The following is a 16,303-nucleotide window of genomic DNA, read 5'->3' as shown; positions in this document are numbered from 1 at the left end:
ATAAGGCATATACAGGCGCAACATTATCTAATTTCTTATTGAATGGTGTGGCAGGGGCTTTACTAGTTGCTAATACATTTGTACAGCAAGGATTAGGATTTAGTGCATTTCAAACAGGATTGCTATCAATCACATATTTAGTAACCGTATTATTAATGATTCGTGTTGGAGAAAAAGTGCTACAAAAAGTTGGTGCTAAGAAACCAATGGTTTTAGGAACTTCTTTTAATATGGTTGGTATCATTTTAATTTCGCTTACTTTTTTACCTAGTATGATTTATGTAGTTGTCTGTATTTTTGGCTATTTACTTTATGGCTTAGGATTAGGATTTTATGCTGCACCTTCGACAGATATGGCTATTTCTAATTCACCAGAAGATAAAGTTGGTGTTGCCTCAGGTATTTACAAAATGGCTTCATCATTAGGTGGTGCGTTCGGTATTGCTTTATCTGGCGCATTATATGGTATTGTAACAAATTTAACTAATGTACAAATTGGTGCGTTAGCGGGCTTATGGTTAAACGTTGTTATGGTATTGTTATCCTTATTCATTATTATGATTATGGTGCCTACAAAAAACAAATTAGAAAATAAAATCTCAATAGGGCTGACAAATATTTTGAAAACAAAAAGTGTATAATGTAATTATCACGTTATAGGGGGAACTATTATGGTGAAAGAATTAATAGAATTATTGAAAGATAAAGAAGAACGAATGATTGAAATTCGTCGATTTCTACATCAATATCCTGAACTATCGTTTCATGAAGAGCAAACGCCAAAATATATTGAAGAGTTTTATAGAAATAAAGATTGTGATGTAGAAACTAACATAGGGCCTAACGGATTAAAAGTGACAATTGATAGTGGGAAACCTGGCAAAACAATTGCTATTCGGGCTGATTTTGATGCGTTACCAATTCAAGAAGATACAGGTTTATCCTTTGCTTCAAAAAATAAAGGTGTGATGCATGCATGTGGTCACGATGCTCATACAGCATACATGTTAATACTTGCAGAAACATTAATAGAATTAAAAGAACAATTTAATGGCAAAGTAGTAGTTATTCACCAACCTGCAGAAGAAGTGCCACCAGGAGGCGCGCAAGCAATGATTAAAGATGGCGTGTTAGATGGTGTAGATCATGTGTTAGGTGTTCATGTCATGAGCCATATGCCTACTGGAACGGTTTTTTATCGTGAAGGTAACGTACAAACTGGAAGAGACTTTTTTAAACTTACAGTAAAAGGCCAAGGTGGTCATGGTTCATCACCACATACAGCAAACGATGCTATAGTTGCTGGTGCGTATTTTGTTAATGCTGCTCAAACGATTGTATCAAGACGATTGAACCCATTTGAAACGGGCGTCGTAACGATTGGTTCATTTGATGGTAAGGGTCAATTTAATGTCATCAAAGATAGCATCGTTATTGAGGGAGATGTTCGAGCATTAACAGACGATACAAAACGTACTATTAAAAATGAAGTTACACGCTTATCAGAGGGTTTAGAATCAATGTTTGGTGTAACTTGTGAGTTAGAATATCATGACGATTATCCTGCGCTATACAACGATCAAGCATTCACACGTTTTGTAGTGGATGCTATTGAAAATGCAGAAACAGATGCAATTAAAAAAGTAGAAAGATGTGAACCACAACCACCATCTGAAGATTTTGCATATTATGCTAAAGTGCTACCAAGTACATTTATATATGCAGGTGCAGCACCAGAAAATGGGGAGATTCATCCTCATCATCATCCTAAATTCACAATTAGTGAAAAAGCAATGCGAGTTTCTGCGGAAGCGGTAGGCATTACTGTATTAAACTATTTAAAATAAACCCATATTTAAGACACCTCGATGACTATCCACTTTATAGCATCAAGGTGTCTTAAATTATGTTGTAATAATGATGATTAAACTATTATTTAAATACATCACTTTAATATTGTCATAAAAGTTTATGAACTAACTATTGAGTGTATATATAGAATGACAATAAAAAGATGAAGGATGATTATGATGAATGGCGACAAGAAAATAAGTGAATTACTAGATAGTTATAAAAAACCATTAAAAAAACTTTTTAAGTATGATAAATCAAAAGCCTTAACATTTGATAATGAAAGTAGAAATGTAGTTGAAAATGAAAAGGGTGTCTTTGTCATATTTAATAACAAAAAACCTATATTTGTTGGACAAGCAGGTGGCTTTATGACGGGGTATAAATTAACACAAAAAGATCTGAATGATAAATTAGGTCAATTTAATTCCAAATCTGATGCAGGTACAGCAAAATTTAGAAGAGTGTTTAGTGCGCAACAAAACTTAGATGAAATGGAACAACAAAATATTAAGGCCGAAACTTATAATTTAAAATTCCAATATATTAAAGTAAAAGAGAATCCAGCAATGATCAATATATTAGAATTACTGGCTTTAGAATACGCAAAAGACAATGAAATTGAACTGTATAACTTTTTATAATTTAATATAGGTTGTTCTCAATTTTAATGCTTAAAGTGAGGTGATGTGAAATGAATTTAAACACAGTAAGTATTTATTTTCAGCATCATGAGATAAAAATAAAACTACCAAAAAACTATTTTAAGACTGAAGGGAAGTCTTATCCATTAGTTATAGTACAAGATGGCGACTATTTATTTAAAGATCTAAAGGAAGACGTAGTGTTTGCAGGGGTTGTTCCTAAAGACAGAAAGCAAGACTACACACCTTGGTACACAAACATAAATGGAATTGAATATGATGGTAAGGCAGACGACTATTTAGTATGGATAGCTAGTGAATTATTACCGTATTTGAAAAAATGTTTCAGTATTTCTAAGGAACATAAAGATATAGCTATCGCAGGTGCATCGTTAGGTGGACTAGTATCGTTGTATGGACTTTTAACAGAGAAGAATGCTTTTGGTAGTTTTATATTAATATCGCCATCAATATGGTATCCTGGGTTTTTAAAATATATGAGAGAGCATGAAATTCTTAAACAGCCACTCCATGTGTACTGGTATGTAGGAGAGTTAGAAGGAAAGCATAATAAACTTTTAACTCAAAATATGATTTCACAAACAGAACAAGGCGTCGATATTTTAAATGAACTCTTAATATCTGAGCAATCAATATTTCATTTTGTAACGAATAGAAAAGGTATACATCGTAAATATTACTTTAAAAATATTTCAAACATGCAATTAAGAAACTATTTTGACTAAATGAAAAAGTTTTTCACCTATATTATCTGAAAATTCTTTAAATTAAACTAAATTCAGCACTTTTATGTTAGAAAAGTGATAACATTTATAGTGTAAGTATTTATAAAAGAGAGAAACATGTGTCTAATAGTAAAATACAACACTTCGAACATGTAGCGTTGATTAATGTTTTGAATTTTTATAAATATGGATTGAATTTATATTTAAATATAGGGGATGCTTTTATGACAGAAAACACTAAAATTTTTTCGGGAAGTAAGTTATTGACCGGCATTGTATTATCTATATTAACTTATTGGCTGTTTGCGCAGTCTTTTTTAAATATAGGGCCAAAGATACAATCAGCATTTGGTACTAGTCCAAATATAGTTAATATTTCAATTAGCTTAACTTCATTTGTTACTGGCGTATTTATGGTTGTAGCGGGTAATTTTTCAGATAAACTTGGTAAGGTGAAAATGACTAGAATCGCATTGATACTTAGTATTATAGGTTCACTTATGCTAATCGTTTCTGGAAATGTTGTTTTATTACTCATGGGGAGAGTAGTACAAGGACTATCAGCAGCTATTATAATGCCGGCTACAATTTCAATAGTAAATGACTTTTTTGAAGGTGATGAGAGACAAAAAGCGTTAAGTTATTGGTCTATAGGCGCATTTGGTGGTACTGGTTTATCTTCTTTTTTTGCAGGTGCAATGGCGACATTTATATCGTGGCAATCGATTTTTGTATTATCTATTATATTATCTCTTTTGGCGTTATTCTTGTTGAACAATTTACCTGAAAGTAAATTAGTTAAATCAACATCTAATCAGTTTGATTATGTAGGACTTACTATATTTGTAATTATGATTGCAAGTATTAGTTTCGTGATTACACAAGGCTATAAAATTGGATGGTTAAGTACACCTACATTAGTCTTAAGTTTACTATTTTTCGTGTGTATTTTTGTGTTTTATAAATTTGAAAAGTCCAAACAAACACCTTTTATTGATTTAGAGTTATTTAAAAATAGACCATATATAGGCGCAGTGTTGGCAAACTTTTTATTGAATACAGGTGTAGGTGTTATCGCTTTGTTTAACATGCATGCACAAGGTGGATTGAAATTGAATGCGTTCCAGGCTGGTATGCTCACGCTACCTTATTTAATTACATTATTACTTGTTGTTCGTTTAGGTGAGAAAAGTATTAAACGTTTTGGAGCGAAACGTGCAATGGTTATCGGGCCGATTTTTACAGCTTTAGGCATATTACTATTTAGTTTAACTTTCTTTGATAAACCGCTATATATAATTGTCGCGTTAATAGGGGCAGTATGTTTTGGAGGAGGAACAGGCTTGTTTGCAACGCCAGCTCTAAGTACGGCTGTATCAACTACACCAGCTGAAAAAGTAGGAGTAGCATCAGGTATTTTTAAAATGGGATCTACACTAGGCGGTGCATTTGGTATCGCAATTATGACCTCCATTTATACAGCTGTAATACAAAGTGGCCATAGCATGGAAGTAGCGGCGAGTATAGGTTTTATCGTAGGGACATGTTTAGTTGTTTGTGGCGTGTTAGCGAGTGCGCTGATTATTCCAACTAGGAAGATTAAAACTAGACTGAAAACAAGTTAATTTGTTAAATTATGCGTAAATGGTTTCAGGTTAAGATGTTAATCATTAGGAGTAGAGGCGTAAAAGTCAAAGACTTAGTTTCGCTACGCCTCTTTACCTTAAGTTATAATTTATGTTTAAAAGCTAAATGTAAATCGTGAGTAAATGCAATCAAAGGTCTTATAGTCATTTGAATACTGCCTATAACGAATAATACAGTACCAGTTGTTACAGTTGAACTGTTGAAAAATAAAAAGCTACCACATAGGAATATTAAACCTAAGATAATATCATTTAATTGGTAGAGCGCTTTATAAATTAATGTAATACGGTCGGATGTTGGATTTTTATGGAAATTTAGGCCGATACTTTTGTTATTTTGTTTGAAGTGACTCACATAGAACCTCCTAGAGTTAAATGCTATATGAGTTGTACATACCCTCAAGTATTTACATAAAACAAATAAAGTTTTATGATGATAACAAATTAAAAGGGTGGAAAGAGGGATATTATGTATTATAAAACAACTTATCAATCACCGATTGGCCAAATCACCTTAACCTCTGACGGAGAAAGTATTACAGGTTTGTGGTTACCAAACCATCAAGACATTGAATCACATTATGATGATAAATTAATTGAAAAAGATCAACCAGTATTTGAACAAGCTACACGTTGGTTAGATAGCTATTTCTCAGGAAATAAACCTAAAATAGATTTTCCTTTGAAGGCGATAGGGACTCCCTTTAGAGAAACAGTTTGGAAAATATTGTTAGAAATACCACATGGAGAAACGGTAACTTATAGTGATATTGCCCAAAAAGTAGCGCTAGAAAGAGGTAAAGAGAAAATGTCTTCCCAAGCTGTAGGGGGAGCAGTTGGAAGTAATCCAATTTCTATTATCATCCCATGTCATAGAGTTGTGGGGAAAGATGGAAGTTTAACAGGTTATGGTGGTGGCATTGACACTAAAATTGAATTATTAAAATTAGAACAATTAGATATGACTCAGTTTTACAAACCTAAAAACAGTACCAAGCCGTGAGTTTGGTGCTGTTTATTTTGCATTTTCAAAAAATAAAATATGTATAAATAAATATACTGGATTTTATGGAAAGTTGATTACTATCTTCAGTGTGTTATTCTGTACAACATAATAATAATTTATTTAGGTGGTGCAAATTTTGGGTGACGATGAAAAGCGATTTTCAAGTGTATTTGTTTTTTCAGCAACAATTGTGGGTTTGTTAGTACTTATTGGTGCAATTTTTCCAACCCAATTTGGAGAAATAACAGGATACATATCGACGTGGGTAACAAAAACATTTGGCTGGTATTACATGCTACTTTACACAGTTGTTTTAGGCTTTTGTGTATTTTTAGTATTCAGTCCGATTGGAAAGTTAAAACTAGGAAAACCGTCTGATAAACCGGAGTTTCATACGGTATCGTGGTTGGCAATGCTATTTAGTGCAGGTATGGGAATTGGTCTCGTATTCTATGGGGCTTCTGAACCTATATCGCATTATCTAGCACCACCTACTGCCGATCCGGAAACAAAAGCGGCAATGTCAGAAGCATTTAGATCATCATTTCTTGATTATGGATTTCATCCATGGGCTGTATATGGTGTAGTGGCATTAGGATTAGCATACTCGCAATTCCGTAAAGGTGAAAATGGATTGATTTCTAGAACATTACGACCTGTATTAGGCGATAAGGTTGATGGTCCGATTGGTGCTATAGTGGATGTATTAAGTGTGTTTGCAACAATTATTGGGGTGGCAGTGTCACTTGGTGTTGGTGCAATTCAAATTAATGGAGGCTTAAATTACTTATTTGGTATCCCTAACAATGCGCTTATTCAAGGTATCATTATTGCAGTGGTTACCGTCTTATTTTTATATAGTGCCTGGAGTGGTTTGAGTAAAGGGATTCAATATTTAAGTAATTTAAATATGTTTTTAGCTGGCTTATTATTAGTAGTTATTTTTATAGTGGGTCCTACGTTGTTAATCGTTAATATGATGACAAGTGGTACAGGAGACTATTTAAATACATTAATCTTTAATAGTCTAGATGTAGCTCCGCTAAATGAACAAAAAGCTGAATGGCTTCAAAGTTGGACAATCTACTACTGGGGATGGTGGATGAGCTGGAGTCCATTTGTAGGTATTTTTATAGCTAGAATTTCAAAAGGGCGTAGTATACGTGAATTTGTTATAGCAGTATTAGGTGTGCCAGTAGTAATTAGTATCATATGGTTTAGTGCTTTTGGTGCTACAGGAATTGATGTAGGACAAACACATGGTGAGATTTTCAAATTACCTCCTGAGACGCAATTATTTGGTATATTTAATGAACTACCATTTGGCTTCATCTTATCAATTATTGCGTTAGCATTGATTGCTTCATTCTTTATTACTTCAGCGGATTCAGCAACATTTGTATTAGGAATGCAAACAGCTTATGGCACATTAAATCCTTCAGGTTTTATCAAAATCATTTGGGGATTAGCGTTGGCTGCTATTGCTTATGTATTATTACTTGCTGGTGGAGATACGGGATTAGACGCTTTGCAATCAGCAGCGATTATCTCGGCGTTACCGTTTAGTGTTGTTGTGATATTAATGATGATTTCATTATATAAAGATGGTAATGAAGAAAGAAAACAATTAGGTTTATCGTTACAACCAAACGAAAAGCAGTATGAAATTTATAAAAAACAAGTAGAAGCAAATGACAAGAAATAAACCATTATAAGAATGAGGTGTTTAAATCATGGGTGTGTTTTAAAGCATTCCTATGATTAAGCACCTTTTTTAGTATTGATATATCAAGGAGAAAACAAGGGAAGTAGTGATAGCAATACTATACGCAAATGACATTATGAGTAGAACTAATAATTAATTTTTCGCCGTTCCTTTATAGAAAAGGGAGAAACAAGTGAACGAAATAAACATCACTTTATACACCTTTTCTCTACGTCAAATTGACGCCTGAGAGATAGGCGCCGCTATTATGATACACCTGTGAATGTAAAAGCAGATTCACTTCCAATACTTTGAATGATATCAGCTTAAGAGCAACACAATGTACTTACTTTGATAAAAGTTGAATTCGACACTATGATTATCTATGTATTTATTTTATACAGATATAACAAACGATTAAGGCTGGGACAAATAAAATTTTGTCCCAGCCTCACATTAATTTATAAAGAGATAAGAATAAGTGATTTAAAACTTAATTTAAGGTATTATAATTACGGATATGATCGTTAATGCTTTCAAGATAGAAAATTGCATTTTCTTCATTTTCTAATTCAGTTTCGTGATCAAATTCTAAATTATCAAAACGGTTGAAGAAAGTTTCATATGTTTCAACTGAAATTTCTGTACGGTTGTTTAGTAAATCTTTATGTCCTTGGATATCAAGTGCATCTTGGTAGCCTTCAACAACTTTACCACTAAAGAATTCACCAACAGATCCAGAACCATAACTGAATAAACCAATTGTGTCATTAGCAGCTAAATCATGCGTTTCTAATAATGAGATTAAACTCAAGTATAGTGAACCTGTATAGATGTTACCTACATAACGATTATAATAAGTAGCTGCATCATAACCAGAAGTTAAGCGTGTTTTAGTTTCTTCATCTATGTCATCTGTTAAAATTGAATCAAGTGCTTTTTTACCCATTTTAGTAAATGGCACATGGAAGCATAAAGAGCTGAAATCAGCTAGTGATTTATTGTAACGACGTGCATATTCTTGCCAACTTTCTTGGAATGAATGAATATATGCATCTTTTGATAATGCACCATCTACAAGTGGATAAGGTTGTCCGCTTGGACGCCAAAAATCATATACGTCTTCAGTGAAAGCAACTGCATCATCATTTAGTTCAAGAATACGTGGGTTTTGTGATATCATCATAGCAACTGCACCTGCACCTTGTGTAGGTTCGCCACCAGAATTTAAACCATAACGCGCAGTATCACTTGCAATGACAAGTACTTTTTCATCTGGGCGTTGCGCTAAATAATCTTTAGCTAATTGGATAGCTGGTGTTGCAGCATAACATGCTTCTTTCATTTCAATACAACGAGCAAATGGTTGAATACCTAACAAGTTATGTATTTGCACTGCTGAAGCTTTTGCTGAATCTATTGCAGATTCAGTTGCAACAATAACCATACTGATTTGTTTTTTATCTTCTTCTGTCACGATGGCTTTTGCAGCATTAGCACCCATCGAAACAATATCTTGACTCATAGGACTTACTGACATCTCAGTTTGGCCGATGCCTAATAAGAACTTGTTTGGGTCCACTTGACGTGATTCGGCAAGTTTAGCCATATCTACATAAAATCTTGGAACATAAAAATTAATTTGATCAATACCGACTGTCATAAAGCGTATCGACACCTTTCTATATATAAATAAGCAACTGTATCATACCAAATCATACGCATAAAATACAATTATTTGAAAAGAGCTATAAAGGAGACTAATAATGAATAAAGTAGCAATCGTAAGTGCAAAACGTACACCAATAGGAAGATTCAGAGGGAAATTAAGTAAATATTCAGCAGTTGAACTTGGAACAAAGACATTAGAAGCTGCGATGAAGGCAATTAGCATAGATCCACAGAAAGTAGAACAAGTTATCTACGGTAATGTATTACAAAGCGGCAGTGGTCAAAATCCTGCTCGTCAAATAGCAATCCATGCTGGTGTTCCAAATACAACACCAGCTATGACCATAAATGAAGTGTGTGGCTCTGGCTTAAAGTCTATTATTTTAGGGAAACAATTAATCCAATTAGGTGAAGCTAAAGTAGTAGCTGTAGGTGGTGTAGAAAGCATGACAAACGCTCCTAAGTTAGTGCTTAATGAAGATGAAGCGCCTGTAGATAGCTTTATGCACGATGGTCTTACTGATGCATTTTTAAACGTACCTATGGGTATTACAGCTGAAAAAATTGCTGAAAAGTATAACGTATCACGTGAAGCCCAGGATTATTTTGCTAACGAATCTCAACAAAAAGCACAACAAGCGACAGAAGCAGGTAAATTTAATAATGAAATCGTTCCATTAGAAGATGTAAATGGAGAAATGATGACTACAGATGAAGGTATTCGTGGAAATAGTAGTGTTGAGAAATTAAGTACGTTAAAAACAATATTTAAAGAAGATGGTACCGTAACAGGCGGGAATGCATCTAGTATTAATGACGGTGCATCTACAATCATTTTAATGGATGCTGAATATGCGAAACAAGCAGGCTATGACATTTTAGCTATAGTAGGAGAGCATGCCGAAATTGGTTGTGATCCTGAGTATATGGGTTATGCACCATATCATGCAGTAACAAAATTATTAGATAAGACTGATAAAGTTATCGATGACTATGACGTAATAGAAATGACAGAAGCATTTGCGTCACAAAGTATTCCTGTGAGAGATAATTTAAGTATATCTGAAGATAAGTTGAATCTCTATGGCGGTGCGATTGCATTAGGTCATCCTATTGGTGCGAGTGGGACACGCTTGGTTACAACTTTAGTTAATATTTTAGCTCAAGAAGAGAAACAATCAGGCATAGCAACTGCTTGTATCGGCGGCGGTTTAGGAATTGCAATCCAAATTGAAAAGGAGAATAACTAATGGAACCATTAGGTAAGGCATTTCGTCATTTGTCTAGAAGAGAAAAGTTAGAGGAGTTAGTAATTAAAGGTTGGTTATCTGAAGAAAATAAAAATGTGCTACTCAATCATCCTTTGATTTCAGAAGAGATTGCGAATAGTCTTATTGAAAATGTCATTGGACAAGGGACCTTACCTGTAGGTTTATTACCTGAAATCAACGTAGATGATAAATCATATGTTGTTCCAATGATGGTAGAAGAACCTTCAGTAGTTGCAGCAGCTAGTTACGGGGCAAAGCTTGTAAATCAAACTGGAGGATTTAAAGTTATATCTAGTGAACGTTTAATGATTGGTCAAATTGTGTTTGATGGCGTGACAGATACAACAGTTTTAGAGCAACGTCTTCAACAACTTGAACCGCAAATGAAACGTATTGCGGATGAAGTATATCCTTCAATCATTGAGCGTGGCGGTGGTTTTCGTAAAACTGAAATAGATACATTTCCTAATGAAGGTTTATTGTCATTAAAAGTCTACGTAGATACTAAAGATGCAATGGGCGCCAATATGTTAAATACCATCTTAGAGGGTATAACAGCTTATTTAAAAAATGAAGTAGAGCATGTTGATATATTGATGAGTATTTTATCTAATCATGCCACTGCATCTGTCGTTAAAGTACAAGGAGAAATCACAATTGATGCGTTATCAAAAGGTGATCGTGATGGTCAAGAGGTTGCCAAAAGAATGGAACGAGCATCTGTATTAGCTCAAGTTGATATACATCGTGCCGCAACACATAATAAAGGTGTGATGAATGGTATTCACGCTGTAGTGCTAGCGACAGGTAATGATACTCGTGGTGCTGAAGCGACAGCACATGCATATGCAAGTAAAGATGGTCAATATCGTGGTCTAGCTACGTGGTATTATAATGAAGAAAAACAAGTGCTTGTAGGGACAATTGAGGTGCCTATGACATTGGCTACTGTAGGTGGCGGTACAAAAGTTTTACCAATCGCAAAAGCCTCGTTAGAATTAATGAACGTTGATTCTGCACAAGAATTGGGGCACGTGGTTGCTGCTGTAGGGTTAGCTCAAAATTTTGCTGCATGTCGTGCCTTGGTTTCTGAAGGTATCCAACAAGGTCATATGAGTTTACAATATAAATCGCTAGCAATTGTAGTAGGCGCACAAGGTGAAGAAATTGCTCAAGTAGCACAACGCTTAAAAACACAAGATCGTGCTAATACAGCAGTTGCTCAACAACTCTTAGAAGAATTAAGATTACAAAAACAATAAGATGAACTAACCTCTAAAAGCATTTTTTAATGCATTTAGAGGTTTTTATATAAATAATGAGATAGCGGTTTTTAAAATGATTGATTTATTTGAAACAATGATGCCCATATAATTAAAATATAAAGAAAGTGAAGAAAGGGGAAATGATTAATGGAAAATAAAGAATTACCTAGATTATCATATACGGGAAATGCTAAAAGTGAGGCGCCTATTCTTGCTCATGAACAAGGTATACAAACCATTACGGCTGAACCATGGTTAGAGATTTCTGATAGAGGATTACAACTTGAAGGGCTTTGCTTCGATAGAAATGGAGACTTAGTACTTTGTGAAGTCTTTGGAGGAACTATTTTTCATGTAACCTTACCCGACAAAAAAATTACACCATTATTAAAATCACATAAGGATAACCCAGCAGCCGTCAAAATACATAAAGACGGACGTTTATTTGTATGTTATTTAGGTGATTTTGATAGTTCAGGTGGTATTTATGCTGTTGATGGAAGCGGCAATAAAATTCAGGAAATTGTATCAGATATTGAAACAGAATATTGTGTAGATGATTTAGTATTTGATAGTAAGGGTGGATTTTATTTTACGGATTTTAGAGGTTATTCGACAAATCCTAAGGGGGGCGTGTATTATGTCTCACCTGACTTTAAGTCAATCACGCCTGTGCTACAAAACCTTGCAGTTGCGAATGGTGTTGCGCTTAGCACTGATGAAAAAACACTTTGGGTGACTGAAACGAATGCAAATCGATTGCATCGTATAGAGTTATTAGAAGACGGTGTTACGATTGCTCCCTTTGGTGCTTCTATTCCTTATTATTTCACAGGGCATGAAGGTCCGGACTCATGTTGTATAGATAGTGATGATAATTTATATGTTGCTATGTACGGTCAAGGAAGAGTTCTAGTATTTAACAAGAGAGGATATCCAATAGGTCAAATATTGATTCCTGGTCGTGATTCGGGCCATATGTTGAGATCGACCCACCCAGCGTTTATACCGGGAACAGATCAATTGATTATTTGTTCAAATGATATTGAAAATGAGGGTGGTTCTTGGATTTATACAGTTAAAGGATTTGCTAAAGGACACCAAAGTTACCAATTTCAATAAAATAAAAAAACGTTGATTTGCAACAAAAAGCTGCAAATTAACGTTTTTTTTAGAAGCAAACAGTTAATTGTTTAGAAAATGATCTTGCGCAGTGCTTAATAGATATAGTTATATTTGGCAGCTGCTGATTTACTTAATATTCTTGTGCCATAAGCTAGAGGACGATTGTAATTATATTCGGATACTTTAATACTGCCATTTTTATAAACAGTTTCTACATAAGCAACATGTCCATATGTACCAACAGTTGATTGCATTACTGCTCGCTTCGCGGGCACTCTACCTACACGATAGCCACTATTTTTTGCTTTGTAATACCAATTTTTAGCATTGCCCCAACTATTGTGTACAGGTTTACCCACGCTCGCTCTTTTATTAAATACATACCATGTACATTGATTTTTACTATAATAATTAACTGCTGCATTAGCAGTTTGATTTTCATATGTTGTTTGGAAAGTTGTTACTCCAGTTATAAGAATCGTAGTCGCAATAAATGTGTTTGCTATTGTTTTTTTAACATTCATACATTACTCCAGACATTTTTAAAATTATATATTTATCATAAGGAGCTAGGGTAAAAAGTACAATAAGATAAACTATTATTACAAATAACTTTAATATGTTTGAAATATATGCCGCGCAACTGTAATTTATCTCAACAAATACTTAAAGAAAAAATGTAGTATATATTTTTTAATTTTAATAAATGTAATTCATCGAATATAAAATTTAAAATTAAATATAAATTTAAATGATAAAGGAAGTATTGAAAGTGTTTCTCAACTTGAGTATGATTTAACTAACAAAGGAGGTGGCTATTATTTTTAGTAGAAACACTAAAGACAATAGTAGTAAGCACAAGGTGAAAAAGCCGTTAGGTTTTGTTTCGGCAATCGTTACGTTAGTGACGATGATTGCAGCAATGCTTTTTACAGTTGCAGTATTAGAAAAGGAACCACATATTCCTTTATTAATAGGAACAGCTGTAGCGATACTAATTACAATGTTACATGGTTACGAATTTAGTGAAGTTGAAGAAATGATGTATAAGGGGATTCGTCATGCTTTACCAGCAATCGTAATCATCATACTTGTAGGATTAGTAATAGGATCGTGGATAGGTAGTGGTGTAGTCGCTACAATGATTTACTATGGATTACAACTGATAGACCCAAGATACTTTTTAGCAGTAGTTATTATCTTATGTGGCATTGTAGCCTTAGCTATAGGTAGTAGTTGGTCAACAATGGCGACTGTGGGGGTCGCCTCGATGGGCATTGGCATAAGTATGGGTATATCGCCCGGTATGGTTGCTGGTGCAGTGATTTGTGGGTCATACTTTGGTGATAAGATGAGCCCACTATCAGACACTACGAACTTAGCTTCTGGATTAACTGGTGTTGACTTGTTTGCACATATAAAGCATATGTTTTATACGACGATTCCAGCATTAGTTATTTCATTAATTGCTTTTTTCTTTATAGGACAACGCTTTGGTGGAAGAAATTTTGACGCTAAAAACATAAAAGACATTCTTGCGACGATGCAAGATAATTTTTTAATTACACCATGGCTATTACTTATACCAATTATTGTAATTGCACTCGTTGTAGTAAAAGTGCCTGCGATACCAGCAATTTGTGTAGGGATTATATTAGGTTTCTTTGCACAGATATTTTTACAAGGTGGTTCTATTACAGAAGCACTTACAGCGCTACAAACGGGTTATACCATTGATTCAGGAAATAAACTAGTAGATGAATTGTTCAATCGTGGTGGATTGGAATCAATGTTCTATACGATATCACTGACACTTGTCGCAATGACCTTTGGGGGTGTCCTAGAATATTCTGGTATGCTCACAGCGTTAATTGCTGTTATTTTAAAAGTGGCTAAATCTACGGGATCATTGATTGCGTCCGTTATTGTATCGTGTATTGGAACAAACTTTACTTGTTCTGAACAATATATATCAATTATCGTGCCATCGCGCATGTACATAAATACGTTTAAAGATAAGAAATTGCATCCGAAAAATCTATCTAGAGCCCTAGAAGATGGTGGTACATTGACATCTGTGTTCGTACCTTGGAATACATGTGGCGTCTTTATTGTATCAACTTTAGGCGTTTCAGTGGTAGAATATGCGCCGTTTGCCATTTTAAATTATACTGTACCAATCATTTCGATTATATTTGGTTATATCGGCTTTAAAATTATCGGTTTAGATGAATCAGAGGGTGAACAATCGGAACACACTCAATCAAATGATACAAATTTAGCATAAATAGAATAGTACAATAGCTGTAAATTTTTTGAAGGGGTGGGACATCATAGGTGTTCCACTCTGATTTTATACTGTAAGTTTGTGAATGACTATATAGAGTATGTGATTGAATTATTAGAAATTCTACGTATACTGTACAGTATTAATTATGTTTCAAGTAGAGGTGTAAACATATGGATATTAAACATATGAAATATTTTGTCGAAGTCGTAGATCAAAAAGGAATGACTAACGCTTCAAAATCACTATATATTGCTCAGCCTACGATTAGCAAAGCAATAAAAGACTTAGAAAAAGAACTTGATATGACTTTTTTCGATCGTAGTAAGAGACAACTCGTATTAACTGATGCTGGAAAAGTATTTTACAAAAAATGCAAAGAAATTTTGACGTTATATAAAGACTTACCAAAAGAAATTAATAGCTTGTTGGGATTAGAAACAGGTCATATAAGTATTGGATTATCAGCAGTCATGAACATGAATAAGTTTATACATATTTTAGGTGAGTTTCATCAAGAATACCCGAACGTGACCTACAATCTTGTCGAAAAAGGGGGCAAAATGATTGAGACACAATTAATCAATGACGAAATTGATATTGGTATTACAACGATACCCGTAGACCAAGATATTTTTCACTCTATACCACTTTATCAAGAAGACTTAAAATTAGTAGTAAATAAAGAACATAGACTAGCGAATAGAGAACAGATTAATATGGCTATGTTGAAGGATGAAGATTTTATCCTATTTAATGAGGACTTTTATCTAAATGATAAAATTATTGAAGCGGCAAAAAACGCTGGTTATGTACCGAAAACAATATCTAAAATTTCGCAGTGGAATTTTATAGAGAATTTATTAAGTGCACATTTAGGCGTGAGCATATTACCAGAAAATATTGTGAATTTATTAGACGGTAGCTTTAAAAATATTACAATTGATGATCCAGGTATGCGTTGGGAATTGGGTGTTATTTGGAAGAGAGATAAATATCTTAGTCACGCAACAAGAAAATGGATTGAATTTATGAAAGAACGTTTATAAAGCATTGTGTCATTTTAAAAGACATTGTTCATAGCAG

Annotated in this window: 15 protein-coding genes; 12 read left to right on the top strand and 3 right to left on the bottom strand. The window is 34.0% G+C overall.

Annotated elements, in window-relative coordinates:
• The 5 genes from D9V42_RS04135 to D9V42_RS04115 form a co-directional block, all read left to right on the top strand.
• A partial coding sequence (locus tag D9V42_RS04135; protein WP_122063287.1) for an MFS transporter occupies window positions 1-641 on the top strand: 641 nt, incomplete at its 5' end.
• A gap of 30 nt (window positions 642-671) precedes the next feature.
• Window positions 672-1,847 (top strand): M20 family metallopeptidase, encoded by a 1,176-nt coding sequence (locus D9V42_RS04130; RefSeq protein WP_122063285.1) that lies wholly within the window; start codon window positions 672-674, stop codon window positions 1,845-1,847.
• A 183-nt stretch (window positions 1,848-2,030) separates the two neighbouring features.
• Window positions 2,031-2,495 (top strand): hypothetical protein, encoded by a 465-nt coding sequence (locus D9V42_RS04125; RefSeq protein ID WP_122063283.1) that lies wholly within the window; start codon window positions 2,031-2,033, stop codon window positions 2,493-2,495.
• Window positions 2,496-2,545: 50 nt separating this feature from the next.
• Complete coding sequence (locus D9V42_RS04120; protein WP_122063281.1) at window positions 2,546-3,241, top strand: alpha/beta hydrolase; 696 nt, start codon at window positions 2,546-2,548, stop codon at window positions 3,239-3,241.
• A gap of 224 nt (window positions 3,242-3,465) precedes the next feature.
• The gene (locus tag D9V42_RS04115) at window positions 3,466-4,866 is read left to right on the top strand and encodes an MFS transporter (RefSeq protein ID WP_122063296.1); all 1,401 of its coding nucleotides are present in this window, start codon (window positions 3,466-3,468) and stop codon (window positions 4,864-4,866) included.
• 103 nt (window positions 4,867-4,969) lie between these two features.
• Here D9V42_RS04115 and D9V42_RS04110 read toward each other — a convergent pair whose 3' ends face one another.
• Window positions 4,970-5,242, bottom strand: coding sequence for a YrhK family protein (locus tag D9V42_RS04110; protein ID WP_122063279.1), 273 nt, complete (start codon window positions 5,240-5,242; stop codon window positions 4,970-4,972).
• A 114-nt stretch (window positions 5,243-5,356) separates the two neighbouring features.
• Between D9V42_RS04110 and D9V42_RS04105 the strand changes: the two genes are divergently transcribed.
• Window positions 5,357-5,890 carry a methylated-DNA--[protein]-cysteine S-methyltransferase gene (locus tag D9V42_RS04105; RefSeq protein ID WP_122063277.1) on the top strand — a complete coding sequence of 178 codons (534 nt, stop codon included), beginning with the start codon at window positions 5,357-5,359 and terminating at the stop codon, window positions 5,888-5,890.
• Between the two features lie 139 nt (window positions 5,891-6,029).
• Window positions 6,030-7,598: a BCCT family transporter gene (locus tag D9V42_RS04100; protein ID WP_107554987.1), complete on the top strand. Its 1,569-nt coding sequence runs from the start codon at window positions 6,030-6,032 to the stop codon at window positions 7,596-7,598.
• A gap of 493 nt (window positions 7,599-8,091) precedes the next feature.
• Here D9V42_RS04100 and D9V42_RS04095 read toward each other — a convergent pair whose 3' ends face one another.
• A complete protein-coding gene (locus tag D9V42_RS04095) occupies window positions 8,092-9,261 on the bottom strand; it encodes a hydroxymethylglutaryl-CoA synthase (RefSeq protein ID WP_122063275.1) in 1,170 nt (389 codons plus the stop codon).
• 103 nt (window positions 9,262-9,364) lie between these two features.
• Here D9V42_RS04095 and D9V42_RS04090 point away from each other — a divergent pair, with 103 nt between their 5' ends.
• The 3 genes from D9V42_RS04090 (at window position 9,365) to D9V42_RS04080 (ending at window position 12,927) form a co-directional block, all read left to right on the top strand.
• A complete protein-coding gene (locus tag D9V42_RS04090; RefSeq protein ID WP_122063273.1) occupies window positions 9,365-10,519 on the top strand; it encodes a thiolase family protein in 1,155 nt (384 codons plus the stop codon).
• Entirely contained in the window at window positions 10,519-11,802 is a 1,284-nt protein-coding gene (locus D9V42_RS04085) for a hydroxymethylglutaryl-CoA reductase, degradative (RefSeq protein ID WP_122063271.1), read from the top strand. Before D9V42_RS04090 ends, D9V42_RS04085 begins: the two co-directional genes overlap by 1 nt.
• A 150-nt stretch (window positions 11,803-11,952) precedes the next feature.
• Window positions 11,953-12,927, top strand: a complete 975-nt coding sequence (locus D9V42_RS04080; RefSeq protein ID WP_122063269.1) for an SMP-30/gluconolactonase/LRE family protein — start codon at window positions 11,953-11,955, stop codon at window positions 12,925-12,927.
• Between the two features lie 95 nt (window positions 12,928-13,022).
• Here the strand turns inward: D9V42_RS04080 and D9V42_RS04075 are convergent, their stop codons facing one another.
• The gene (locus tag D9V42_RS04075) at window positions 13,023-13,454 is read right to left on the bottom strand and encodes a CHAP domain-containing protein (RefSeq protein WP_122063267.1); all 432 of its coding nucleotides are present in this window, start codon (window positions 13,452-13,454) and stop codon (window positions 13,023-13,025) included.
• Between the two features lie 386 nt (window positions 13,455-13,840).
• On the opposite strand from D9V42_RS04075, the gene nhaC reads away from it, so the two are divergent.
• Together nhaC and cidR are read left to right on the top strand one after the other, a co-directional pair.
• Complete coding sequence (gene nhaC, locus D9V42_RS04070) at window positions 13,841-15,217, top strand: Na+/H+ antiporter NhaC (RefSeq protein ID WP_244204773.1); 1,377 nt, start codon at window positions 13,841-13,843, stop codon at window positions 15,215-15,217.
• A gap of 173 nt (window positions 15,218-15,390) precedes the next feature.
• The gene (cidR, locus tag D9V42_RS04065) at window positions 15,391-16,266 is read left to right on the top strand and encodes a cidABC operon transcriptional activator CidR (protein ID WP_107529686.1); all 876 of its coding nucleotides are present in this window, start codon (window positions 15,391-15,393) and stop codon (window positions 16,264-16,266) included.
• Window positions 16,267-16,303: the final 37 nt, after the last annotated feature.

Origin of the sequence: Staphylococcus pseudoxylosus (assembly GCF_003697915.1) — a bacterium.
GTDB lineage: Bacteria > Bacillota > Bacilli > Staphylococcales > Staphylococcaceae > Staphylococcus > Staphylococcus pseudoxylosus.
The sequence above is the reverse complement of the archived record's forward strand: the minus strand, read 5'-3'. Positions and strand labels throughout refer to the sequence as shown.